Raw genomic sequence first — 23,650 nt, 5'->3', positions numbered from 1 at the left:
CCTCGGCGGCCCCCTCTTTCCCGTCCAGGGGCGCCCCGGACTAGAAGTGCCAGAGCAGATCCGCCGAGAAGACCGTGACATTGCTCTTGGTGCCGACGCCGCCGAGCAGGGGAGCCGCGGTCTGGAAAGCCGGCGCCTGGAGCGAGTGATAGAAGGCGACTTCCGGCCGCACCTCGATGGTCGGCGAGAACCAGTGCTGCCAACCCATTCCATAGTTGAAATAGGCCGTCTTGGTTCCCGAGCGCTGGCCGTTGATGTCGTCGAAATATTCCGCGCGCCAGGAAAGGTTGTCCATGGGCGAGAATTTGTAGTTCAGATAGGCCAGGGTCGACCATTCCTGAGCGGTGCAGGTCGGATTGGGATTTCCGGGGCACTGCGCCAGATAGGGGGCGTTGACCATGTAATAGAACGGATTGGGAGCGGTCAATCCGATGGTCGAGTTCACTATGCTGTTGACGTTGGGCACATTGTTTTCCTGCATGTGCCAGGCTTCGATCGAGATGTGCCAGTCGTCGTTGAACTTGTGGTAGTAGGTGCCGCCGTACCACTGAAGGTTGTTGTAGCCGAACGTGCCGGTGTTGATGCCGTTCATGCAGAGATAGATATTGTCGTAGGCGGTGTCGGTCTGGTAGCGCGCGCAGGCGGTGAAGGTCGGCTTCAGGCCCGGATCGACGGCCCCCGAGTAATAAGTCTGCGTTCCCGTCACCGCAAACACGCCGGGCACGGGCTGATAGAGCGTGCCGCCCTGCACCGGCGGCAGGAAGGTGTGGCGACCCTGCCAGGGCATGGCTTCCGTGCCGATGGAAAGGCCGCCCTGCAGCATGAAGTTCTTCGTCACCTGCACCGAGGCCACGACGCCCGTATTGGTGTAGTTGTCGAAGCCATAGGTCATCGAATGCGAGTACATGTAATTGTTCGGCGCGAGCTGCGCTTCGATGTCGGGCAGCGAGATATAGCGGCCGAAGCGGATGTTGGCGCCTTCGAAGATGTTGGGAATGTAAAGTTCGCCATACATCATCGGAATGTCGTAACCGGCGAACTGATTCCACTTTTGCAGCTGTTGGCTCCAGAGACCGCCTGCCGTGGTGTAGCGGTAGGTTTCGCCATAGAGCGGCGAGAGGCGGAAGCCCCAGTCCCAATGGTCTTTCTGCACTTCGTCGGGCAGGCGTTCGATGATGACGACCGCCTGGTCGAGCTGGAACACGTTAGGCTGATAGGCATAGGCGGCGGGGGCGTTGCCGCCGACCAGCGTGCCGGGCAGCGAACGCGCGGAGCTGATGTTGAAGCCCGGGTTGATCCAGCCGTAGATCTGGATGTGGTTGTCTTCCAGCCATTTGCCGGCCGGCGTCGGGCTCAGCGCCTTCATCAGCGGCGCATCCACCGAGTTGGGCGTCGTCGCGCCGATGGCTTGCGATCCGCCGAAGGACCATTCGGTGAAGGGGTAAGGCGGCTGCGTCGTCGGCGCCGGCGGGAAATAGGCGCGGCGGCTGGGCGGCGCGCTGGGGTCCGCGATCGGAGCGTCGAGACCCCATTCGTCGGCGTAAGCGTGATAGAGGCGGCCGATGAAGCTCGGGTCCGGCGGGGGCGGGGGCGCGGCGGGCGCGCTCGCTTGCTTTGCCGGCTCGGCCGGAGCCTGCGCGGGCAGCGTCGTCACGAAGAAGGGCAGGCCGGTGTGGTAGTTCAGGCCGAGGCGGACAGTATCTTCATAGGCGCGTTCGCGGAAGGACAGGCCTGGGAACAGGTTCGAGCTGACCGTCGCCGTTCCGAAATCATTGTGTCGATACTCGACATTGGCCGACCATTGATTGGTGAAGGCGTATTCGATGCCGGCGCCGACGCTCCAGCCGAAGCGCTCGACGTTGTACTGTCCGCTGCCGCCGAAGTTGCTGGTGGTGAAGGGATTGATGGGCGTATTATTGAGATCTGTCCCGCTGGTGTAAGGCGTCACGCCGGGGACGTTCCAGTAATTGTGCCGGATGCTGGCTCCGCCGCTGACCAGGCCGCCTGTGACGTAATAGAGCGAGCGGTCGTCGGCGTAACCGGCGCGCGCGCGCGCGGACCAGCGGAAGCTGTCCTGGATATTGGTCTGGATCGGACCGCCGGTGGCGAGCCCAAGGCCGCCGAAGACGGTTTTGTTGGTGTTTTGCCCGGCGTAGTCGAGGTCCCATTCGCCGCCGAGCACGAAGCGGCCATATTGCTTGTTGTAGCCGAACTGAAAGCCGGTCAGCGGTCCGCGCGACGAATAGGAGTTCTGGTCGTTGACCCCGATCGGGTTGAGGAAGCCGGAATAGCCCGGGACATAATCGGTCGCCTGTTCGGAAACAGTGTTGAAGCCATAGCCGGCGTGAACGCCGACATATACGCCTTCCCAGGTGAAGGCCGGCGGCGGCGGCGCGCTCGGTTTCTTGGAGGGGAGATCGGCCGCGCCTGCGGCGCCGTTGATTGTCATAAGTGCGAGCAAGCTGGTGGATAGAAGCAATCCAGGCTTGTGGGATTTCATGAGCTGACCCTTCTTTGGAATCGGCTGACCGTTCAATTGTCTGATGAAAAAGGACTAGGTATTCCGTGGTTTGGACACAATTATCGGTTCCTAATGCTCTGTAACGCTTTCTTTATAACTAGAGAGGGAAAGCTTAAGCAGATTGCCTAAAGCTTATGCGCCGCCCTATGCGCAAAGGAGCGCAAAAACGGTCGTGAAATACATATAACGCTTTGATATATTTTGGTTGTCTCGGGAGAGGAGCGCCTGGCGCTCAGCCGAGCCCTTGCTGTGTGGCGAAAAGGTCACGCCATGTCGGAAATGCGCCGTCAACGGATAGGGCGGTCGCTTCAAAAACGCCGCGAGCTATCGCTCTCGCCAGCGTATCCGCCGCGATCATGCCGATTTCGGCGAGGTCGCGGAACTGTGGCGGGCGGGCGTTTCGCGCCGTCGAAGCGGCGAAAACAATATCTCCGTCCAGCTCGGAATGAGCGGGGCGCAGGGCGTGCGCCATGCCGTCATGCGCCTGCACCGCGAGTCGCTTGGCCTGCGTCTTTGTCAGCGGAGCGTCCGTCGCCACGATTGCGATCGTGGTGTTTTCGAGCCGGTCGGTCTGAAGCCGCAGTTCGAGAGCGGAAAAAGGAGTGGCCTTCGGCCAGCCGAGGCCGCCGAATTCCTGACCGCGCTCGAAGGGCGCCGCCCAGAAATGGGGGCTGTCGCCGATGGTCGCCTGTCCCAGACTGTTCACCGCGACGAGGGCTCCGACACGGTAGCCGTTTGAAGTGGTCGCGCTCGCCGAACCGAGGCCGCCCTTGAGATTGGCGGTGTTGGCCCCGAGTCCGGCTCCGACGGAGCCGAGCCGGAACAGCCGCGACGCATTTTCGGCGGCCTGATAGCCGAGTTCCCAGTAGGGGGGCATGCGGCCCCAGTTCTTGTCGCCGCCATTGAGCAGATCGAACAGGATTGCGCCCGGCGCGATCGGCGCGCGCATGTCTCCTATGGCGAAGCCACGATTGCGTTCTCGCAAGAGGGCGAGGGTTCCGCCCATGGCGTCGAGGCCGTAGACGGAGCCGCCGGAGAGAACCAGTGCGTCGACGCGCTCGACCGTCATCTCGGGTTCGAGCAGGGCGGTGTCGCGCACGCCGGGCGCGCCGCCATGAATGGCTATCGATGCGGTGGCGGCCTCGTCGAACACGACGGCCGTGACGCCCGTTGCCGCACGCAGGTCCTCGGCGTTGCCGACGGCGAGACCGGCGACGTCGGTGATGAGATTGGCCGGCGTCGTCATGGCGGAGTCCCTTTCGGTCTGCGCGCGATCGCGGACGAAAACGTTAGGCGTATTTCAGATAGAGCGCCTGTTGAAGCCTAAGGAGCGCGTCTTCCGCCCTTTTCCCGGCGATGTTCGTGGTCAGGGTTATCGCCAGATCCTTGTTCTTGTCGACGAGGACCTTGGCGAAGTTCATCGAGTTGGAGCCGTTGTGCGTCAGCACTGGATTTGCCGTCCAGTCGAATTTGATCACGCCCCAGCCGAACGCATATTCGCCTTCCTGCGGCGTTCCGGGGCGCGCATTAGGCAATTTTCCGGTGCTTATACGCGGACGATGAATTTCAAGCAGCGTCTCGGGCTTCACCAGCGCGGGACCGCGTTTGCCGCCCGAAGCGTTCCACGACGCCCAGCGGGCGAAATCCAGCACCGACATGTGAGCGCAGCCGGCCGGCCCCACCAGCGGAGGAAGATCCGCCGCCGGTCCCCAGGGCATGGGCGTGATCTTGCCGGAGTCGTCCAGATTATGGCCCACGGCGGCGTCGAACCTGCCCGTCGTCGCCTGAGGGCCTATACCCGCCGTCGTCAGCTTCAAAGGCGCATAGAGCCGGGTGGTGAGGAACTCCTCCCAGGAGACTCCGGCCGCTTTCTCGATCATCGCGCCGGCGATCATGTAGCCGCAATTGGAGTAATGGAATCCGAGGCCCGGGGGGGTGCGGAGGAGGTGAGCCTTGAGGGCGCGGATTGCGCGAATGCGCATCTCGGGCGCTTCGTAATGAAAATTGTCGGGGTTGAAATAGAGCCTGAGGATCTCGTCGTTGTCCGGGGAAATCCCTCCCGAATGCGAAAGGAGTTGCTCCAGCGTAACCCCGGCGAGCCTCGGCCTCATGCCCGGGATCTCGCCCCCGAGAACTTCGCCGATCGTGGACGTCCAACGCAGCTTGCCTTCGTCGACCAGCATTCCCGCGAGCGTCGCGGTCATGGCCTTGGTGTCGGAGCCGATGTGAAAGCGGTCGTTGACGGTGACTTTTTCGTTTCGTCCGTAGGCGCGCACGCCCGCGGCGCCAGAAGCGACGATCTCGCCTTTTTTGGCGACCGCCGCGGCTATGGCGGGCAGGCCGTGCTCGGCGCGGGTCGCCTCGAGTTGCTGGTCCAGGCTTGCGCTTTGCTCCTCCGCGAAAGCGGGGGCGGGGCCGAGGCAAAGAAGGAGGGAGGCGAGACAGTCGCGGCGGCGCATTCAAGAACTCCTGCAAATATGCGTGAAAATGTTGCGGATGGAAGGGATCACCTGAGAGACGTTTTGGGCGGTCGCGAGAACCGCCAGTCTGGTCGCGCCGCTTTGATCAGCATGACCTCGGCGATGGATTGCCCGGTAACGAGCCCCTGCAATACGCCGTCTTCCCCGGCGACGCCGACGACCGCCGCATCATTCAGCTTGTCGAGCGCCTTGTCCAGCGTCTCGCCGGGTCCGATGATCGGAAAATCCTTTTGCGCAAAGGCTGCAATCGGCGCATCCGGCGCAGCGCTCTTGAGCGCGTCGACGATATCGGTGCGCGACAACATGCCGACGAGCGCGCCTTTTTGATCGACCAGGGGAAAGCTGTCCTGCGGCGCAGCCAGCAGGATTTCGACCGCGTCGCTTATGGTGGCTCCGCGGTCGATCGCCGTGATGCGGGTTTCCATCGCGTCGCTGACCTTCACGCCTCGGGCGGTTTGCGCCGTAAGGCTCATCTGCGCCTCGCCGGACGCCGCGAAGAAGATGAAAAGGGCGATGAAAAGCAGCATGGGATGGCCGAAGAGGCCGAGGAAACCGAGCAACAGGGCGAAGGCCTGGCCGATCGCGGCTGCTATCCTGGTGGCCTGCATCTCTCCCAGCCACAGACCGAGGGCCGCATGCAAAACCCTGCCGCCATCCATCGGAAAGGCCGGCACCATGTTGAACACGGCCAGAAAGATATTGGTGACGGCCAGCCGCCCGAGCAGACCGCTCCCCGGATCGTCGAGATGGGCGAGCGCCTCGGGCTTGATAGCGTCCACGCCCAGCAGCAACACTCCCGCTATCACGAGATTCACCGCCGGCCCCGCTAGCGCGATCAGCAGTTCCTGAGAGGGCTTTTCGGGCATTTTGTTGATATCGGCGACGCCTCCGATCGGCAGCAGCGTGACCTCCTTGGAGTCGATGCCGAAGCGCTTCGCCACCAATATGTGGCCGAACTCATGCAGCACGACGCAGGTGAAGATCGCGATGATGAAGATCACGTTTTCGCGCGCCGCTGCGGCGCCTCCGCGCGCGAAGGCGGAGAAGCCGATCCAGGCCAGGAACAGCAGGAAGGTGACATGAATGCGGACGGCGGTTCCCGCAAACCGCCCGATAGTGATTGACCATCCCATGATGCATCAGCGCGTTGGAGGTGGAAGGGCGCGGCGCCCGGCGTGAAAGCCGGGCGAAACGGGTGTTGTTCTATTTGGTTGCCGCCTCGAGATGTTCGAGCGCTTCCTTGGCCTGGTTGTGCGCGCCGTCGAGGCGGCGCATGCGGGCGTCGACGATGGCCTGCTTGAGATGCGGCCGAGCCCGCCCCAGACGATTGTGAGCCTCCAGGTCTTTTCCGGTGACCCTGTGGTGAAAGGCGTCGTTGGCGTATCTGAGCGCATTGCGCAGATGTACGACGAAGGCATGGGCGTCGTCCTTCTCCGCGAGCGCGGCCTTGGTCCGTTCGATCGCCTTGTTCAAAACAGGGTCTTCGGCGGCGAGGGACGCCGGAGAAGACGTCATGGCAATACTCAGAAGCAATGAGAAAACGACAGTCCTGTAGTTCATGAACCGCTCCAATCGCTCTTACGTCGGATGCTCGCCACTGCGTCCCGCGGCGGGCGCGCCGCTCCCGAAAGCCAAGCGGCGGACGAGGCTGATGGCCAGGTCCGCCGCAGTGTTTTCAGGGGATTGGCCGACGGGCTTGCGCGCGCCTCGCAGCACTCACCAATATCTTCTGTGAACCACGACCGGGCCACGATAGTAGGGATGGTAATAGTGCGGCCGATAGTAGGGGCGACGGGCGACTACGGCGCCGCGGGGGCCGGCGCAACCGGCGCGATAAGGGCCGCGCGCACAGACGTAAGCGTCCGCCTCGGTGGCGAAGGCTGCAAGGCCGAAAAAGGCGAGAGCCGCGAGAGCAACGGACTTCTTCATCAACCAGATCCTTTCATCTGCCTTTGCGGCGAAAGCCGAAAATGACGTCAGCCGCCGACGACAATGCGACGGACGCCGCCTTCAAGCTCGACAACGCAGGAAAAATAGGGTCTTCGCCTGAGGGTGTCTACCCGGGACCGCCGTCATTCTCTTGAATGCTTAAGCAAATCAGAACCGAAGTCGTCGATCACGGCTTGCAGCGGTTGCGCGCTGGCGTGCACCGGACCGGTGAAGGGATGGTCGAAAGAGACGAGGACCAGCAATCCCATGAACACGATCGACGACAATATGCCCGTCATCGCGACCTGAGCGGAGAGATTCTCCGTTCCAAAGAAGAATGTGAAGGCGACGGTCATGAGCGCGCCGCAGACCAGTATCCCCCAGAGCATTGAGGGAATGATGCCCTCCGAGAGATGCAGGCGGGTGCGGCGCGCCTGGGTTATGATGTCGAGTTCGCCGATCATCGCGGGCGCCGCGGCGGCTTTCCTCGGGAGGATTTCGGGCAGGGCCAGAATGGCGTCGTAGAGAGAATTGAGCGCCGCGGTGGTCTTGCGGCTCTCGGTTTCAGCCGCCATGGCAGGCCAGTCGTCCCGTATGGCCGAGTCGAGATAGGCGGTGAGCGCCTGCCGCGCCGCTACGGCGGCGGGTTCGGGCCCCTGGGCGAGACGATAGAGCGTCGCCGCGGCGCCGGCTTCCTTGGTGGTCGCAGTCTCGGCTTCGCTGTAGCGCTCCCATACCGCCACGATGGCGAAAGCGAGGATGACGGCGTAGATCACTCCCACCGTCGCGAATTTGAACCCGGCGATTTCATTGTTGGTGGTCAGGCGGAGGAGATCGACCCTTCGCCGCACGACGACAGGGCCCGCCATGGCTATGAGCGTCGGCGCCACGACCAGCAGAAGACTTGCCTCCCAAACCGGAAGCTGGCAAAGGAAAAGCAGCATTTTTCTAGCCCTTTTTGGGTTCTCTATCATAATGGCGTAAACTTTGCTGCCGCAACTTCCCGCGGATATCCCTCCGTTTATAAACGAAGATGCTGAAATCCAAGGAGCACTGTATATGTGGATCGGTCGACTCGCCGTTGTAAATGCGGCAGCGGGCTTTCTCTCGGTTGCATTCGTGAGCGTTGGCGCTGTCGACGCGCGCGCGCAGACAGCCGAGTTGACTGAATGCGCCACGCAGTATCAGGCCGCCAAGGCGGATAACAAGCTGGCGGGCCAGCCCTGGCAGGATTTCTACGTGGCCTGCAAGGCCAAGCTCTCCACCGGGGCCCCCGCGGCTAAGGCTGAGGCGCCCGAAGCCGCGGCGCCTGTTCCTGCGCCTGAGCCTAAAACAGAGGCAGAGGCGCCTAAGCCAGAGGCTGCCCCCGCCGCCCCGGCGGCTCCTGCGGCCGAAAGCGCCGCGCCGGCCCCGGCTTCCAAGCCGGACAAAGCCGCGCTCGAGAAGAAGTGTCGCGCCCAATTCAAGGCCGAGAAGAAAAAGGACCCCAAGGCGACCTGGGATAAATATTGGAAGCAATGCGGCTCGAAAGGCTGAAGTTTCAGCCATCCGCCGCAATGATTATCGCGCCCGGAGTAATTTCCGGGCGCCTGTTTTTCGTGCGTCGCCGGGGGGCGACAAATGCTCCCCGCCGGCGCGTTTTTTCATAGGAATGGATTTCAGACCCGTGTGCCGGGCCGATTTCCCTTCGCCGAAGGTCAGGGCGCGCCGGCCTTTGCGGCGAACCACGCCGAGAAGACGCCGCCCATCACCGTCGGCGTGCCGGCATAATCGCGGATCATGAGCGGCCCGCCGTTTCCAAAGGCGTCGGTCGGGCAGTTCCACCCTGTCGACGTCGCGGTTTTGGCGTTCCAGGTCCATCCCAGGACGCCGAACACATTGCCTTTGGCCGTCTCGCCGTCGATCAGCGAGAGCGCATGGCTGGTGTAGCCGGCGGAGCCTGAATCGCAATATTGCTCGCCGAGTTCGCCCAGCATCACAGGCAAGACGGCTGCGATCGGCTCCAGCTGCCCCGTGAACATGCCGTCGATCCCGTTCCCGACGCCGAAGTCGTAGATATGGGCGGAGGCGATCAATTGTCCCTGCGGATCGGCCGGCAAATAGGCGAGGAGCTGGGAGAGATCGCTGTTGTAGCTGAGGCCTCCCAGAACGATGGGTTGAGTCGCCCCCTGCGACCTGATCGCGTTCACGAGCGATTGAACTCCGGCCGCGGCGAATCTTCCCCCATAGACCGAATCCAGCGTGCAGCCGTCGCGCCAGCAGGCCCATTGTCCGGCCGGGGTCGGATGCGGATCATTCCAGGACGCCATGCCGACTTCGTTGATCAAGTCGAAAATGATCCCGTGGTCGCTCCTGAAGGTCGCGGCGACGCTTCGCCAGAAGTCCGGCATGTGGTCGGCGTCGGGCATATAGTCGATCTGCGTCGACTGAAAGACGCCCGGCGCCGACACATGCGCTTCGACGACCACGTAGAAGCCGTCGTTGCGCAGCAGGTCGACATAAGCCGCCACCGCATTGCGATAGCCGGTCACGTCGCCGCCGGCCGGCAGGCCGTTGATCCCCAGCCAGCAATCTTCATTGAGCGTGATGCGGACCGTGGTCATCTTCCACGGCAGCATAGCGGTCACCGAGGCCTGGTCGTCGGGGCCGTCCGGGAAGCCCGAATTGTCGTAGATGCAGCGGCTTTCGTATATCGCCCGGTTTGTTCCCCTCAACTGAACGGGTTGTCCCGCTCCGTTGACGAGTCGGCGGCCGTTGACGGCGACCGTCGGCGAACCGCCGAGAGAGGAATTCACCCGACGAATGCGGTTGTCGCGCCAATCCGCGACGAGCACATAGCCGTCGGGCGTCACGCTCGCATCGAAAGGCATGTTCAACTGGGCGCTCGTCGCGGCTCCGCCGTCGCCGCATGCGCTGACGGCGGAAGGGCAGGGGGAGTCGGCCGTTCCGGCCAGCGTGTGAATGACGCCGTTCTTAACCGCCCGCACCAGATGGCTGTAGGTGTCGGCGATGACGATGGTTCCGTCCGCCGCCGCCGCGACGCTGCTCGGGGCGTTGAGGTTGGCGCTCGTCGCGGCGATATTTTCGCCCCAGCTGCCGGCGACGCCGTTGCCGGCGATGGTGGTGATGACGCCAGAGGTTGAGACTGCGCGGATTCTGTTGTCGCCGGAGTCGCTGATGGCGATGCCGCCATCGGGCAGCAGTGCGATCCCGTCGGGCATGTTGAGGCGGGCCAGGACGGCGGGACCGCCGTCGCCGCAGGGGGCGGTAGACAGTCCGCAGCGAACGCCGTCGCCAGCGACGCGGGTGATGGTTCCGGAGGCTGAAACCTTCCTGACCTTGTCGCCGCCGTCCTCGGTGATCAGAAAGCTCCCGTCGGGGAGCGGAAGAACGCGATTGGGCCTGTTCAGATGCGCCGCCACGGCGGGGCCGCCGTCGCCGCAATGGCCGGCCGGATTAGCGCATGCGGATCCGTTTCCTGCGATAGTAGTTATGACGCCGGACGGCGACACGCGGCGAATACGATGATTCAAACGATCCGCAATCATAAAGCCGCCGTCGGGCAAAGAAGCGACCCCGGTCGGCCCGTTCAGCCGAGCGGATGTGGCGGGGCCTCCGTCTCCGCTGAAGCCCGGCAGCCCTACAATTCCGGCGATGGTGTGGATGGTTCCGTCGGGTCGGATCTTGCGAACGACGTTATTGGCCTCGTCGGCGATCAATATGCCTCCGTCCAGCGAAGAAACGGCGCGTATCGGAAGATGGAGCTGCGCCGTGGCCGAGGCGCCCCCGTCGCCTGAATAGCCGGGCAGTCCGGTTCCCGCGATGGTTGCAATGCGGCCATCTCCCGCCAAAGCGGCTCCGAAGCCGCTCGCCAGCCAGCCGACGGCGAGGACGCAAGCCGCGGCGAAGGGTCCATTCTTGAAAAACATCACAATCTCCAGCGCTGAAATGATAATCAGACGAACGCAATATCGCCCGAAAAGCCAAATGGCGGAAGGGCCGCTCTCCATGTGCGGCGTCGAGTCAGGCTCGCGCCCTGCGCCTCGGAGGAACAGGTAAAAGCTCTCGTCCCTTGTATGACGGCCGCAGCGTTCGGCGCGTTAGACAATTTGTTAGTTCAAGTGTTTATTCTGAACTCTCACTTTCCTTGTAATGGGTTTTGATTGTTCATGGCGGCGCACCATCCGCAACAGGAAAGCCGTTTCGATCAGGGAAAAGCGAATATGGAAGCGCTCGACGAATCCGTGGGAGCAAGTAAAGGCGCAGGAGCCTCCGGCGCTCCCGATGGATCGCCGCCCCTCGATCTGATGGCGATGTTTCAGGCCTTGCCGATAGCGCTTTTGCTCAAGGACGGATCGGGACGCATAATCTGCGTAAACAGGGCCTGCGGCGAACTTCTGGGCCTACCGCCCGACGATCCCCGCGCGGCCGATCCGGCCGGGGCGCCCGCGCAAGATCTGCTCGGCGTGTTCCAGGGCGATGACGAGGAAGTTTTTCGAGGCGGGGCCGTCGTCGAAGTGGGGTGCAGCTTTTGGTGTTCGGGCTCAGCCGAACGCCGACACGGCCTCATGTTCAAGAGGCCTATCTACGACCCTCTGGGCGTCCCGGCGTTCATCTTATGCGCGATTGTCGACGTCACCGAGCGCAGGAAGGTCGAGGAGAGCCTGCGCGCGAGCGAAGAGAAGCTGCGGAGCCTTTACGAATTGTCGCCGCTGGGAATCGCGCTCACCGACATGGAGGGCCGCTATGTCGATTTCAATGGAGCGTTCGAGCGCATCTGCGGTTATCCGCGGGAGGAGTTGAACTCTCTCGATTATTGGACCCTCACCCCGAGAGAGTACGAGGCGGAGGAGCAAGAGCATCTCCGGTCTCTCGTCGAAACCGGCTGCTATGGCCCTTATGAAAAGGAATATGTCCGGAAAGACGGAATGCGCGTTCCGCTGCGTCTCAACGGAGTTCTGGTGACGGGCAGCGACGGCGCGCCTTACATCTGGTCGGTCGTCGAGGATGTCGCGGAGCGCAAGAAGAATCACGATTCGCTTTATCTCGGCGCTCTCATCTTCAATTCGAGCAGCGAAGGAGTTTTGATCGCCGACGCCGACGAAAACATCGTGGACGTCAATCCGGCGTTTTCGAGACATCTGGGCTTTTCCCGCGAGGAGGCCAAAGGCTGCAATTGCAGCCTGATCGGGCTGGGCCTGAACGAAGACCAGGGAACGAGCCTGTCCGAAGCCCTCAAAGGGCAAGAGCGTCACGAGAGCGAGACCTGGGCCCGGCACAAGGATGGGAGACGCCTTGCGCTGTCCGCCACCTTCAGCCTCATCCGCGGCAAGGACGGCGGCGTTTTTCGCTACATCATGCAGTTCTCCGACGTGACCGAGCGCCGCAGGAAAGACGAAACGATCTGGAGACAGGCGAATTTCGATCCCTTGACGGAACTGCCGAACCGGCGGCTCTTTTACGATCGGCTCGAGTCCGAAATCTCGCGCGCGGAGCGCGCCGGGCAAATTCTGGCGGTGCTCTTCATCGATCTGGATCGCTTCAAGGAAGCCAATGACAGTCTCGGCCATCACGCCGGAGACGCCGTATTGGTGGAGACGGCGCAGCGGTTGAGACGTTGCGTGCGATCCGGGGACGTCGTTGCGCGGTTGGGCGGCGACGAATTCACCGTGATACTTTGCGAACTGGGCGACCGTTCCGTCGCGGAGCATTTCGCCCGAAGGATCAACCGCGAGATCAGCGCGCCTTATGTCGTCGACGACAAGAACATCCATCTTTCCGCGAGCATCGGGATCACCGTATTTCCCGAGGACGCGCAGGATGCGGAGAGCTTGCTGAAGCGCTCCGATCTCGCGATGTATCAAGCCAAATACGAAGGGCGCAACCGGTTCACGCATTTTACCCAGTCGCTGCAGCAAGAGGCGGACAGGAGGCTCACGCTGACCAACGATCTCGCCTGCGCGCTGGAGCGCGGCGAACTCGAACTGTTTTATCAGCCTATCGTCGAACTCGGCAGTGGACGCCTGGCGAAGGCGGAGGCGCTGCTGCGCTGGCGCCATCCCCGGCGGGGAATGATCAGCCCGGGAGAATTCATTCCGATTGCCGAGGAGTCGGGTCTTATTCTGGATATCGGCGATTGGGTTCTGAACGAGGCGGCCGACGTCGCGTTGCGCTGGGCGATGAATTACGAGCAAAGGATTCAGCTGGCCGTGAATATTTCCCCCCTGCAGTTCGCTGAGCGGACGAGGGTCCTGCAATGGGTGGACAGGCTCGCAACGCTGCATCTGCCGCCGGGATCGCTCGCGTTGGAGTTCACCGAAGGCATGCTCATACGGGAGCGGCCGGAATTGCAGCAACAGCTCTCGGCGTTGCGGAGCATCGGCGTGGAAATGTCCATCGACGATTTCGGAACGGGGTTCTCGTCGCTCTCCTATCTGAAGCGTTTCTGCATCGAGACGCTGAAGATCGACCGATCTTTCATCAAGGACATCGCCGAGGACGCGACCGACAGGTCGCTTACGGAGGCGATCATCCTGATGGCGAAAAAGCTCGGCATAAAGACGGTCGCCGAGGGCGTCGAAACCGCAGTGCAGCTCCGACTGCTGGAGCAATTCGGTTGCGATTGCGTTCAAGGGTTTCTGTTTGCGCGCCCCACGCCGCTCGACGAATTCGAAATGCGGTTCATCAAAGAAGCCGGCGGCATGCTCAGAATGGATCCTATGGCGGATCTCTAGCTGTGGAGCCTCAACAGGTTGTCCCCGGTTCCGCGGCGGACATTCATGTTCGCGCCCACCGGCAGATTCCTCTTGACAAGCCGGGGCCTCGGGTCGATATCGCCGACAGATGGCGGACAAGCATCGCCTTCGACGACAACCAAAGAAAGAAACATGGGCAGTAGCAGCTTCGGCGACGCCAGCGCAGCAACGGTTGCGCGATCGACGCCGGTCTACATCGATGGCGTCCGCGGTCCCGGAGACCGTGCGAGAGGTCTCGCGCGAGCGTAAAGCTCCTGCCTGCCGCTCATGCTCCGGGCCGTGGAAACCAACGGCAAAAGGAGATGAGCGATGAAAAAGCTCACAAAAATCTGTTTTGCGCCTTTGGGCGTTCGAGACGCCGGGGCTTTTCCCGGCGCGGCCAAGTCAAGCTCGATGCTCCGCGCCTCGCGGAGGACGCTCGTCTGCGTCTGGAAGCGCGACTCCATGTCCGGCCGCCTCGTCTGTTCATGGATCGAACCGGCGCAAGCCGATGAAAATCCGGCATGGAATTCCAGCGAGCCTCCCCCTTCCTTCGCCCTTGCGGCCTGACGACGGAAAAGCGCCGTGTGCGACGGGCCGGCCAGCGCGCCTTCCGACCGGATGGAAGCATCCGGTCGATAAGGCGCAGACGATGCGCCCGCAGGCTCCTCGTGTCATCATCATATCGTGGCCGCCGGGGAGGGCCTCTTCCGGCGCCGTCGAGATGGCCCGTCGTTCGCTAACTGCGCTCACGTAACCCATTGGGCGCTCGGAATGCTCCGGGAGCGCAAGGGCGCGGTCATTTTTCCGTTATTGCGAAAGTTTAGCTGGGCTCGCCGCCTTGACCGAATCGATCAGACTCTAAAAAGGACTTGGAATGCGCATTCTGGCGATTCGCCTATCCTCCGCACTCGCGCTGCAGGCCGCCGCAACGGCGACGGCGCTCGCCGAACAGGCGGCGGTCCCGGCGTATTTTTCTTGGGCGGGCATGTATTTCGGCGCCAGTGCGGGCGGCGCCGTTCCCTTGCACAGCGGCGAGACCTTCCAGGCGGCGAGCGGCTTCGGCGCGCCGGTCTATGACCTCAACCCGCCGGGACGCGGGGGAGCGGGCGTCACTTTTGGCGTATCGGTCGGCTACAACTGGCAGCACGGCCCCTGGGTTTACGGGGCCGAGACCGAGCTGAATTTCCTGGACGGGCGTCGCGCCCCGGCAGGGACCTTTCCCGCGCCCGCCGCTTTCGCCGCCATGGGAGTGAATTCATATACGCTGGCGCCCTACGACGGGGGTAATTACTTCGGCAGTTTCCGCGGCCGCGTGGGATACGCTTTCGATCGCGCCCTGATTTACGCCACCGCCGGCGTCGCGAGCGGCGGCTGGCGCGGAGCCTCCACCCTCGTCCTCAACGGCGGCGGCCCCGGCAATCCCTTCGTGAGCGGGAACTCGGCCACGTCGCGCATGAAATATGTGGTGGGCGGCGGCGTCGAATACGCCTTCGCCGATCATTGGTCCGCCCGCGCGGAATATCTTTTCCTCGATCAATCCTTCGGGACACAGGTTTTCGACAACGGCAATATGTATGACTTTGTCTCGAGAACGCGCTCGGACAGCCATGTATTCCGGCTCGGCCTCGTCTACAATCTCGGGGAGCCCAATACTTTCCAGGCGGCGGCGGAAAAAAAGCCCGAGACGAAGACGGACGGCGGGTCCGCCGCAAATCTGCCTTTTCCCAATGTCGGCGCTGTGACCGAGGGCAACATGTCCTCCACCGCGACCACGACGCCCAAGATCAATCCGACCACGCAGACGGACACCGCCGAAGCCGAGCGATACAGCGTTCATGGCCAGATAACGGTGCTGCCGCAGGGGTATCCGAAGTTTCCGGCGCTGTATTCCGGGACCAACAGCCTGCCGCCGAACGGACAGGTCCGCGCCACCGTGTCGAACACCGGCTTTTTCGGCGTCAAACTATGGGACGGCGGGGAAGCCTATGTGAATCCCGAGATCGACGAGGGTTATGGCCTCGAAGGGTCGCTCGGCGTCGCCGGCTTCACCAGCGCCGAGGCTTATAAGATCGGCCATGCGCGGCCCTATTTGCGGTTCCAGCGCTATTTTGTCCGCCAGACCTTTGGCCTCGGCGGCGACGCCGAGACGATCGATCCGGGACAAAATCTGCTCGGCGGTCCGGTCGACGGCAACCGGCTGACCTTTACGGCCGGCAAATTTTCGGTCGTCGACATCTTCGACGACAACCGCTACGCCCACGACGCCCGCAACGGCTTTATAAACTGGTCGATCGTCGATCTCGGCTCTTTCGACTACCCGGCCGACGCCTGGGGGTTCACGGAGGGCGCTGCGGCCGAGTGGAAACAGGATTCCTGGACGGCGCGCGGCGGCCTCTTTCAGATCTCCGCGGTTCCCAACGGGGAAACCATCGAACCGATCCCGTTCCGGCAGTTCGGAGCGGTCGGAGAGCTCGAGCTGCGGCACAATCTGCTGTTCAACCAGCCCGGCAAGATCAAGCTGCTCGCCTTCGCCGATTTCGCCTATCTCGGAAAATTCGACCAGGCCGTATATCTCGGTCTCGCGACGAATGCGACGCCCGACATCACGCAGGTCCGCGCCAAGCGCACCAAGGCCGGCGGCGGAATCAACATCGAACAGCCGATCTCAGATGACCTCGGCTTCTTTCTGCGCGCCGGCCTCTCCAACGGGCGCTACGAAACCGTCGACTTCACGGACATCCATCGCAGCGTTTCGGCTGGCCTGGTCTTGACCGGCGCGGGGTGGAACCGGCCCAAGGACGCAATCGGCCTCGCCGGCGTGCTCAACGGGATTTCGGGCGGCGAGGCCAGATATCTGGGTTCGGGCGGGCTTACTGCGATGATAGGCGACGGAGCGCTTTCCTATAACGGCGAGCATATTCTCGAGACCTATTACAAATATAATCTAGCAGAAGGCGTGCACATCACCGGAGACTATCAGTTCGTCGACAATCCCGCCTATAACGCTGCCCGAGGCCCCGCAAATATTTTCGCCTTGCGATTGCACGGCGAGTTTTGAGCCCGCAACCTGCGAAATCGAACGCGGGCGCGGCGGCGGGCGCCCGCGCCCGCGCAATTCGTCGCCGGGAATGGGTGTGCAATATGAGGATGTTGCACGGATCTCCTTGGAAAATACGAAGGTTGTGTGATTTGTGCTGGCGGTAGCCTCTCGCTTTTGTGTAATGTCCGCTAGAGCGGCGGTATCCGGCGTCAGCGGGCGCCTTCGGTTCGAACGGAGCCGTTCGATCAAATAGAAATCGCGCCAAGAGCAGTAAGTCGGAGTGCATTCTCACCGCAAAAAGGCGCTTAGACTTTTGCGGCGATGCCTCGAGCGTAGCGGGCGGCAAACCAGTGGACGACTATACGGGCGATCGCGGGTATTCCTTGCGCCATGAACCGTTGCGAAAGTCTGGTCTGCAGGCTCTCGGCGACATTCCATGGGGCGCGCATTTCTGCGTTCTGTACAGCTCGCCGGAAGAGTTGCTCGATGTCGTGGCGCCCTATTTTGCGGCGGGCCTGGCTGAAAACGAACTTTGCATGTGGGTCGCTTCCGATCAGGTAAACGCCCGGCGAGCCAAGGCGTCGCTGGGAGAACTGGTGCCGGAGATAGACTCCTTCATCGCCTCCGGTCAGCTCGAAATCATCAGCTACTCGGATTGGTACCTTCGAGACGGCCGTTTCGACGGCGAGCGGGTGATGCAGGCATGGGCCGACAAGCTCGCAGCGGCGGAGCGGCTCGGCTTTGCCGGACTGCGTCTTTCCGGCGACACTTTCTGGTTGGAGAAAGCCGATTGGCGCGGCTTCATGCGCTATGAAGAAATGGTCGAGCGCGTTATCGCCTCCGACACCATCCTCGCTCTTTGCGCCTATCCCTTGCCCAATTGCAATCCGCGCGAGACCTTCGACGTCATCGCGAACCATGATTTCGCCATGATCAAGGAGGACGGGCGCTGGCTGTCGTTCAAAAGCGTGAACCGCCGCCGCCTGGGACGGGCCTTGCGCGAAAGCGAAGGGCGCCAGCACGCCATTCTGGAGGCCGTTCAGGACGCCATCGTCGCTTTTGACAAGCCGGCTCGATCCTTTCGATCAACGCGGCGGGCGCTCGCATGTTCGGTTATGAGACGGAAGAGCTTGCTGGGACCGAAATACGTTTGATCCTTCCCGATCTCGGCGCCAAACTCTCCGCTCTGCATCTCCGCACGAACAACAGGATCCACAGCTGCAAGGAGGCAATAGGGCGGCGCAGCAATGGCGAGGCTTTTCCGGTCGAACTGAATCTGGCGCAGACCACCCATCAGGGCTCCCCCATATTCGTCGGCAGCGCACGGGACCTATCGGAAAAATACCGGGCCGAGGCGCGGCTGAAGCGCCTGCAGGTCGATCGTCTGGCGGCGATGGGGGGCATAGCCGCCGGGCTCGCCCATGAACTCAACCAGCCTCTGTCGGCGACCAAAACCTATCTCAAAGTCATTGAGCGCCTCGTCGAGCATCCGAATAAGGCGCATCCTGTCCGAATAGAAGACGCGCTGGCTCGCGCCTCCGAGCAGGTGGAGCGGGCGGGGCGCATCATAAGCAGCCTGAGGGGACTCGCCGCTCAGGGCGAACCCAATATGCTGATTCAGAGTCTGCATCGGCTGATAGAACAGATTTGCGAAGGTTTTGCGGGAACGTTCGCCGATCTGCGCGTCGTCGCCATACTCGAACTCGGCGCCTCCAACGACACTGTTCTGGTCGACGGCGTGCAGATCCAGCAGGTGCTCTCGAATCTCATGAAAAACGCCATCGAAGCGATGACAAAGACCCAGTTCCGTCGCCTGACTATTTCAACTTCCGTTCGGGACGGAGATATTCAGGTCGACGTCGCCGATAGCGGAACCGGAATTCCCGACGACATCAAAGGCCAGTTGTTCGAGCCGCTGCCCTCCACGAAAGACGGTGGAATGGGCGTCGGTCTGCCGATGTCCCGCGTGATTGTGGAGGCTCATGAAGGAAGAATCTGGGCTCGGGACAATATCGAGCGCGGAGCCGTTCTCAGCTTCACCTTGCCGCTCATGGAGGGAATATCCAGCCTGATGGAGACCCGTTCCCAAAAGCTCGGGCGATAGAAACGAGGCTTCAACTCGTGGACCGCGCCTGATCTCGCACTACGCTCCGTTCGCGGGCGGGGGCCGTCGCAAGCGCCGCTCGCCGCCTCGGGAGCGGGAAAGGGCGTTACCTTCCCTGGCGGCTCTGTTCCGCAGCTATGCGCTCGAGTTCTTCGATTACGGTTGTTGCGCTCGAAATCCAGAAAATCCTGTCCTGCGGCTCGAGTTCTTCCCAAACGTCTCCGTTGGGAAGCATTTGCTCCTGCTTATCGAACAGAACACGGGCCAAACGTTCGACGGATTCGAACGCAAGCCCAAAAAACTTCCCGAACTCGTCGCTTCGCACGTCCGTCATTTTTGTTCGCCTGATTGATCGCGAAACGCCTCACACTATGGGCCGGATTCTCACGAAGCCGCGCGCCAAAGGGACATATCCGCGAATCCCGTTCGTATACTCGTTCTCACGGCCACTGCCAATTAGCCGCCGGGATATATCGAAGGCAAGGCGAAACGGCGCGAAGCTTTCCTTCTCCGCGCGATTCTGGAGCGCATTCCGCGATGGAATGCGCTCCAGCCTGGCGTTGGTTACTTGATCGTGAACGGAAGCACCACGTCCACGGCGAAAGTGAAGTTGTTGTTCTTGGTCCTGCCCGCGAAAGGAGCCACGCCGTTCAGGGTGGTGTCCCAGCGGGCTTCCGGACGCAGAACCACGTTCTGGACATAGGGGTTCTTCGGCAGCTCAGGCGTGATGGTCACGCCGCCGGTCAGGCCGAGATAGGTGGTTCCCTGGTTCTGCGGGCCCGCGGTGTAGGCCGACGGAGCGGGATAGCCATGCTCGACATTGACGAAGTCGAAATAGCCGGGGAAGGCGCCGATGAAGAAGTTGTTGTTGTCGCGGAAGACTTCCACGCGACCGCCGACCTTGAAGAGATCATTGATCTTATACAGAGCGTAGAGGGCCGCGCCATAGGCGGAGACGCCCTGGCTGCGCAGCGTGAACGGATTCACGTTCCAGCCGTTGTCGTGATAATAGGCCGAGTCCAGCATCAGGGTGAACTGGTCGGTCACTTTCCAGGTCACGTTGAGGTCGTTGAGGAAGCGCCAGGTGTTGTTCGGGTTGCAGCCGCAGGACACAGGCGTGCCGCCAACGACGCCGTTCGGCCAGCCGACCATGAGCGGATCGAGCTGCATGGGGTTTTCAGGGCCGTCGTGAGTCGCGGCGTTGATCAGCAGCTTGCCGTCGAAGAAGTTCATCGAGATGGCGCCGAGGATCGAGGGCGAGTTGTTGTTGTCGCCCGCCCAGCCGAGGCCGGTGTTTTCGCCGCTGGTCACGCCCGCGGAAATGTCGAGCCAGGAGTTGACGTGGTCGGTCGCCAGGACGCCGGTGTGCTGGAAGGGGCCGGCGTTGAAGATGAAGCTGTGCGAGTAGAAGGCGTTGTCGGGCGCGGTGATGACTTCCAGTCCGAGCGGCGTCGCGAACTGGCCGACCTTGAGGTCGATGCCGCCTTCGCTGACCGGCGAAGTCCAGGGAAGATGCGCCAGCACATTCGCCTCGATCGGGGCGAACTGGGTGCGCGTATGCATCAGGTAATCGAATTCGCCCAGATAATGGAGGTAGCGCGCATCTTCGCCGACGAGGGCCTGAAACTTGAAGCCGAAGTCGTAGCCGGTCGCCTTGGGATCGAGCGCCCGCGCGACGGTCAGAACCGCCTGGTTGAAATTGGGCGTGCTCGCGCGGTCGTCGAACAGGCGGCCGAAGTTGATGCCGTTGTAGGGGTTGGCGAAGTTGATGGTGGTGCTGCCCTCGATGTCGCCGGTAATCGTGACGCTATCCCAGAACGTTGGCGGAGGCGCCGGGGGAGCGCTCTTCGTTACAACCGCATCGGCGCCAAGCGCCGAACCAGCGGCCAAAGCAGCCATCGCGACGCCGGCGGCAAGGGACCATTTCATTTTCACCACTCCGATTCTGAGGTTGTGTTCTGAGACGATCATCGGGAAATTCGGCCTGGAAACAAGCTCAAGGTGTAGGCTATAGCACAAACATTAGGCATACTTGATTGAGTTGGATGTTTTCTTCCATTCGCGTGGCCAAAATGTCACAATTTTTCCGTTTTCAGAGCGGTTCGGCCGATGCAGTCGAATAGGGTTCGTCACGCGGCGGGACGGCGAGCCGGGCTTGAAAGGCCTCTCCAAAGGCGTTGGCGGTTTCTGGAAGACGAGGCGGCGGCCGCAGCGGGCTGCGCTGGCATAACAATGAATTAAATCAATGCGCTACGGCTAGAAAAAAGGCGTTGGCCTCGTTACCGAAGGGGCGTCGAATCCGGTCGAGATCGGGGAGCGCGCGTGAAACGCCGGTCTGCGACCGGGACGCGAATATCGAATGGCAAACAAGCTCGAACGGCGGAGGAACCGCGATGTCGGCCGCGAAGATTACAGGGCGAGTTCGTCCCTGTCGCCGGTGCGGATGCGCGTGACGCTGTCGACCGGCTGGACGTAAATCTTGCCGTCTCCGGTGGTTCCCGTCCGGGCCGCGTCTGCGACCGCCTTCACGACGACTTCGACCTGTTCCTCCGGGACGATCACCTCGACGCGAAGCTTGGCGAGGTAATGGGCGACATATTCGACGGACCCGTAGATCTCGGAATGCCCTTTTTGATGGCCGTGCCCTTTGGCCTGGTACACGGTCAGACCGTCGACGCCGATCGCGTGCAGCGCGGAATGCACGTCGGTGAGCTTGAAGGGCTTGATGATTGCGACCACGACCTTCATGGCAATCGTTCCCGCGTTGGAAGCTGGCGACAGGCGGGGCCTGAAACCGGTTCGGGGATCGTGGGGATGAAGAGCGGCGCTTGTGCGCCGTTCTCCATCCGCTGTTGCAACCCGTCAGGAGTTGTAGGCCCGCTCGCCGTGGTCGGAGATGTCGAGGCCTTCGCGTTCCTGATCCGGGGCCGGGCGCAGGCCGATGGCGACGTCCACGATCTTGTAGAGGATCGCCGAGCCGATGCCGGAGTAGAGCAGGGTGGCGACGACGGCGGTTCCCTGCGCGATCATCTGGGCGACGAGATCGTATTTGCCGGCGTAGTTCTCTCCGATGTTGCTGTAGTCGGTGATGCCGACGCCGCCCAGCGTCGGGGAGACCAGCAGGCCCGTCGCCAGGGCGCCGGTGATGCCGCCGATGCAGTGCACGCCGAAGACGTCCAGCGCGTCGTCGTAGCCGAGGGCGTTCTTCACCTTGGAGACGAAGAACAGGCAGATCGGGGAGACGAGAAGGCCGAGAACCAGCGAGCCGATCGGTCCGGCGTAGCCCGAGGCCGGGGTGACGGCGACCAGACCCGCGACCGCGCCGGAGATCAGGCCGAGCAGCGAGGGCTTGCCCTTGGCGGCCCATTCCGTCAGCAGCCAGGACAGCGCCGCCGCGGCGGTGGCGACCATGGTGTTGACGAAGGCGAGCGCCGTAGTGCCGTTGGCCTCCAGATTGGAGCCGGCGTTGAAGCCGAACCAGCCGACCCACAGCAGCGAGGCGCCGACCATGGAGAGCGTCAGCGAATGCGGGGGCAGGGCTTCCTTGCCGTAGCCGATGCGCTTGCCGACCATGATGGCGCCGACGAGGCCCGCGATGCCGGCGTTGATGTGGACGACGGTGCCGCCGGCGAAGTCGAGCGCGCCGGTGCCCTTCATCCAGGGGGCGAGGCCGCCGGCAAGCCAGCCGACCGAGGTCGTGGCGGCGTCGATCTTGGCCTGCGCCGCCTGCTTGGCCGCGTCGGTGGTGGCTGCGGCGAGCTCGGTCGCGGCGTCGACGATGACGTTGGGATCGGCGACGGCCCAGACCCAATGCGCGATCGGGAAATAGATCAGCGTGACCCAGCCGATGATGAAGGTGAACACCGCCGAGAACTTCATGCGCTCGGCGAAGGCGCCGATGATGAGGGCCGGGGTGATCATGGCGAAGGTCATCTGGAATACGAAGTAAGCGTATTCGGGAATGACGTGGCCGGGGGTGAAGGTCGGGGAGGTCGAGGAAGCGTCGACGCCCTTGAGGAAGGCCTTGCCGAGGCCGCCGATGAAGGCGTTGAGCGAGCCGCCGTCGCCGAAAGCCAGCGAGTAGCCGTAAAGGGTCCACAACACGCCGACCAGCGCGACGATCATGAAGGTCTGCGTCAGGATGGAGGCCATGTTCTTGGTGCGCACGAGGCCGCCGTAGAACAAGGCGAGGCCCGGCACCGACATCATCAGCACGAGAAGGCTCGAGGTGAGCATCCAGGCGGTGTCGCCGGGATTGGGAACGGGCGCATTGCTGGCGGCCAAGGCCGGCGTAGCGGCAATAAGCATCGCAGAAACGATCGCGGCTCTATTGAGCCCGCGAGGCAGACGGGAACTCATGTTTTGCTCCTGGACTTTGGGGACAGACGATCAGAGCGCGTCCGCGTCTTTTTCACCGGTGCGGATGCGGATGGCTTGCTCCACCGGCAACACGAAGATCTTTCCGTCTCCGATCTGGCCGGTGCGCGTGGTGTTCTGGATGATGTCCGTCGCCTGGTCCGCCATATTCGCAGGGACCGCGACCTCCACTTTTATTTTTGGCAGAAAAGTTACGGTGTATTCGGCGCCCCGGTAGATTTCGGTGTGGCCCTTCTGTCGACCGTAACCTTTGACCTCCGTAACGGTGAGACCGTTGACGCCGATAGCGGTCAACGCGTCCCGAACCTCGTCGAGTTTAAACGGCTTGATGATCGCGATGATGAGTTTCATCTGCCTATCCTGTGTCGTCCCCGAAAAGCGCCAATGTTAAAAAATTGAGACGCTTCGCCTTTGAGCTTCAACGCGATGCCGGGGGGTGCATCCCCTCCAATTGTCGAAATG

At 62.3% G+C, this 23,650-nt stretch carries 19 protein-coding genes; 6 read left to right on the top strand and 13 right to left on the bottom strand.

Features of this window, described 5'->3' with window-relative positions:
* Window positions 1–40: 40 nt before the first annotated feature.
* From H2LOC_RS07185 to H2LOC_RS07155, 7 genes are all read right to left on the bottom strand, one after another.
* Window positions 41–2,500, bottom strand: coding sequence for an outer membrane beta-barrel protein (locus tag H2LOC_RS07185; protein WP_136495777.1), 2,460 nt, complete (start codon window positions 2,498–2,500; stop codon window positions 41–43).
* 253 nt (window positions 2,501–2,753) lie between these two features.
* On the bottom strand, window positions 2,754–3,767 hold the full coding sequence (locus H2LOC_RS07180) for a P1 family peptidase (protein WP_136495776.1): 1,014 nt from the start codon (window positions 3,765–3,767) through the stop codon (window positions 2,754–2,756).
* A 43-nt stretch (window positions 3,768–3,810) separates the two neighbouring features.
* On the bottom strand, window positions 3,811–4,980 hold the full coding sequence (locus H2LOC_RS07175; protein ID WP_154331590.1) for a serine hydrolase domain-containing protein: 1,170 nt from the start codon (window positions 4,978–4,980) through the stop codon (window positions 3,811–3,813).
* 47 nt (window positions 4,981–5,027) lie between these two features.
* Window positions 5,028–6,134 carry a site-2 protease family protein gene (locus tag H2LOC_RS07170; RefSeq protein WP_136495774.1) on the bottom strand — a complete coding sequence of 369 codons (1,107 nt, stop codon included), beginning with the start codon at window positions 6,132–6,134 and terminating at the stop codon, window positions 5,028–5,030.
* Window positions 6,135–6,204: 70 nt separating this feature from the next.
* Window positions 6,205–6,561: a small metal-binding protein SmbP gene (smbP, locus tag H2LOC_RS07165; protein WP_136495773.1), complete on the bottom strand. Its 357-nt coding sequence runs from the start codon at window positions 6,559–6,561 to the stop codon at window positions 6,205–6,207.
* Between the two features lie 156 nt (window positions 6,562–6,717).
* Window positions 6,718–6,930: a hypothetical protein gene (locus tag H2LOC_RS21505; RefSeq protein ID WP_136495772.1), complete on the bottom strand. Its 213-nt coding sequence runs from the start codon at window positions 6,928–6,930 to the stop codon at window positions 6,718–6,720.
* A gap of 143 nt (window positions 6,931–7,073) precedes the next feature.
* A complete protein-coding gene (locus tag H2LOC_RS07155; RefSeq protein ID WP_162009716.1) occupies window positions 7,074–7,874 on the bottom strand; it encodes a bestrophin-like domain in 801 nt (266 codons plus the stop codon).
* A gap of 43 nt (window positions 7,875–7,917) precedes the next feature.
* Here H2LOC_RS07155 and H2LOC_RS07150 point away from each other — a divergent pair, with 43 nt between their 5' ends.
* On the top strand, window positions 7,918–8,466 hold the full coding sequence (locus H2LOC_RS07150) for a hypothetical protein (protein ID WP_136495770.1): 549 nt from the start codon (window positions 7,918–7,920) through the stop codon (window positions 8,464–8,466).
* A 161-nt stretch (window positions 8,467–8,627) separates the two neighbouring features.
* Here H2LOC_RS07150 and H2LOC_RS07145 read toward each other — a convergent pair whose 3' ends face one another.
* Window positions 8,628–10,859 carry an NHL domain-containing protein gene (locus tag H2LOC_RS07145; RefSeq protein WP_162009715.1) on the bottom strand — a complete coding sequence of 744 codons (2,232 nt, stop codon included), beginning with the start codon at window positions 10,857–10,859 and terminating at the stop codon, window positions 8,628–8,630.
* A gap of 294 nt (window positions 10,860–11,153) precedes the next feature.
* Here H2LOC_RS07145 and H2LOC_RS07140 point away from each other — a divergent pair, with 294 nt between their 5' ends.
* The 5 genes from H2LOC_RS07140 (at window position 11,154) to H2LOC_RS07120 (ending at window position 18,811) form a co-directional block, all read left to right on the top strand.
* Window positions 11,154–13,664: a sensor domain-containing protein gene (locus H2LOC_RS07140; protein ID WP_162009714.1), complete on the top strand. Its 2,511-nt coding sequence runs from the start codon at window positions 11,154–11,156 to the stop codon at window positions 13,662–13,664.
* Window positions 13,665–13,994: 330 nt separating this feature from the next.
* The gene (locus H2LOC_RS07135; protein WP_136495767.1) at window positions 13,995–14,234 is read left to right on the top strand and encodes a hypothetical protein; all 240 of its coding nucleotides are present in this window, start codon (window positions 13,995–13,997) and stop codon (window positions 14,232–14,234) included.
* Between the two features lie 307 nt (window positions 14,235–14,541).
* Window positions 14,542–16,725: a carbohydrate porin gene (locus tag H2LOC_RS07130; RefSeq protein WP_136495766.1), complete on the top strand. Its 2,184-nt coding sequence runs from the start codon at window positions 14,542–14,544 to the stop codon at window positions 16,723–16,725.
* 332 nt (window positions 16,726–17,057) lie between these two features.
* Entirely contained in the window at window positions 17,058–17,861 is an 804-nt protein-coding gene (locus H2LOC_RS07125; protein WP_162009713.1) for an MEDS domain-containing protein, read from the top strand.
* Window positions 17,813–18,811, top strand: coding sequence for a PAS domain-containing sensor histidine kinase (locus H2LOC_RS07120; protein ID WP_136495764.1), 999 nt, complete (start codon window positions 17,813–17,815; stop codon window positions 18,809–18,811). The genes H2LOC_RS07125 and H2LOC_RS07120 overlap by 49 nt, the downstream gene beginning before the upstream one ends.
* Window positions 18,812–18,917: 106 nt before the next feature.
* Here H2LOC_RS07120 and H2LOC_RS07115 read toward each other — a convergent pair whose 3' ends face one another.
* The 5 genes from H2LOC_RS07115 to H2LOC_RS07095 form a co-directional block, all read right to left on the bottom strand.
* Window positions 18,918–19,145, bottom strand: a complete 228-nt coding sequence (locus H2LOC_RS07115; RefSeq protein WP_136495763.1) for a hypothetical protein — start codon at window positions 19,143–19,145, stop codon at window positions 18,918–18,920.
* A 230-nt stretch (window positions 19,146–19,375) separates the two neighbouring features.
* Window positions 19,376–20,782: an outer membrane beta-barrel protein gene (locus H2LOC_RS07110; protein WP_246207052.1), complete on the bottom strand. Its 1,407-nt coding sequence runs from the start codon at window positions 20,780–20,782 to the stop codon at window positions 19,376–19,378.
* Window positions 20,783–21,220: 438 nt separating this feature from the next.
* Complete coding sequence (locus H2LOC_RS07105; protein WP_136495762.1) at window positions 21,221–21,559, bottom strand: P-II family nitrogen regulator; 339 nt, start codon at window positions 21,557–21,559, stop codon at window positions 21,221–21,223.
* A 114-nt stretch (window positions 21,560–21,673) separates the two neighbouring features.
* Window positions 21,674–23,119 carry an ammonium transporter gene (locus H2LOC_RS07100; protein ID WP_246207155.1) on the bottom strand — a complete coding sequence of 482 codons (1,446 nt, stop codon included), beginning with the start codon at window positions 23,117–23,119 and terminating at the stop codon, window positions 21,674–21,676.
* Between the two features lie 81 nt (window positions 23,120–23,200).
* Complete coding sequence (locus H2LOC_RS07095; protein WP_136495760.1) at window positions 23,201–23,539, bottom strand: P-II family nitrogen regulator; 339 nt, start codon at window positions 23,537–23,539, stop codon at window positions 23,201–23,203.
* Window positions 23,540–23,650: the final 111 nt, after the last annotated feature.

This window comes from Methylocystis heyeri (genome assembly GCF_004802635.2).
In the GTDB taxonomy this organism is placed as follows: domain Bacteria; phylum Pseudomonadota; class Alphaproteobacteria; order Rhizobiales; family Beijerinckiaceae; genus Methylocystis; species Methylocystis heyeri.
The sequence above is the reverse complement of the archived record's forward strand: the minus strand, read 5'-3'. Positions and strand labels throughout refer to the sequence as shown.

Coding starts and splice junctions, on each gene's coding strand:
- H2LOC_RS07110 (WP_246207052.1), bottom strand. CDS start 20,782: ATGATCGTCTCAGAACACAACCTCAGAATCGGAGTGGTGAAAATGAAA.
- H2LOC_RS07170 (WP_136495774.1), bottom strand. CDS start 6,134: ATGGGATGGTCAATCACTATCGGGCGGTTTGCGGGAACCGCCGTCCGC.
- H2LOC_RS07185 (WP_136495777.1), bottom strand. CDS start 2,500: ATGAAATCCCACAAGCCTGGATTGCTTCTATCCACCAGCTTGCTCGCA.
- H2LOC_RS21505 (WP_136495772.1), bottom strand. CDS start 6,930: ATGAAGAAGTCCGTTGCTCTCGCGGCTCTCGCCTTTTTCGGCCTTGCA.
- H2LOC_RS07135 (WP_136495767.1), top strand. CDS start 13,995: ATGAAAAAGCTCACAAAAATCTGTTTTGCGCCTTTGGGCGTTCGAGAC.
- H2LOC_RS07095 (WP_136495760.1), bottom strand. CDS start 23,539: ATGAAACTCATCATCGCGATCATCAAGCCGTTTAAACTCGACGAGGTT.
- H2LOC_RS07120 (WP_136495764.1), top strand. CDS start 17,813: ATGTTCGGTTATGAGACGGAAGAGCTTGCTGGGACCGAAATACGTTTG.
- H2LOC_RS07100 (WP_246207155.1), bottom strand. CDS start 23,119: ATGCTTATTGCCGCTACGCCGGCCTTGGCCGCCAGCAATGCGCCCGTT.
- H2LOC_RS07175 (WP_154331590.1), bottom strand. CDS start 4,980: ATGCGCCGCCGCGACTGTCTCGCCTCCCTCCTTCTTTGCCTCGGCCCC.
- H2LOC_RS07180 (WP_136495776.1), bottom strand. CDS start 3,767: ATGACGACGCCGGCCAATCTCATCACCGACGTCGCCGGTCTCGCCGTC.
- H2LOC_RS07145 (WP_162009715.1), bottom strand. CDS start 10,859: ATGTTTTTCAAGAATGGACCCTTCGCCGCGGCTTGCGTCCTCGCCGTC.
- H2LOC_RS07105 (WP_136495762.1), bottom strand. CDS start 21,559: ATGAAGGTCGTGGTCGCAATCATCAAGCCCTTCAAGCTCACCGACGTG.
- H2LOC_RS07140 (WP_162009714.1), top strand. CDS start 11,154: ATGGAAGCGCTCGACGAATCCGTGGGAGCAAGTAAAGGCGCAGGAGCC.
- H2LOC_RS07155 (WP_162009716.1), bottom strand. CDS start 7,874: ATGCTGCTTTTCCTTTGCCAGCTTCCGGTTTGGGAGGCAAGTCTTCTG.
- H2LOC_RS07130 (WP_136495766.1), top strand. CDS start 14,542: ATGCGCATTCTGGCGATTCGCCTATCCTCCGCACTCGCGCTGCAGGCC.
- smbP (WP_136495773.1), bottom strand. CDS start 6,561: ATGAACTACAGGACTGTCGTTTTCTCATTGCTTCTGAGTATTGCCATG.
- H2LOC_RS07115 (WP_136495763.1), bottom strand. CDS start 19,145: ATGACGGACGTGCGAAGCGACGAGTTCGGGAAGTTTTTTGGGCTTGCG.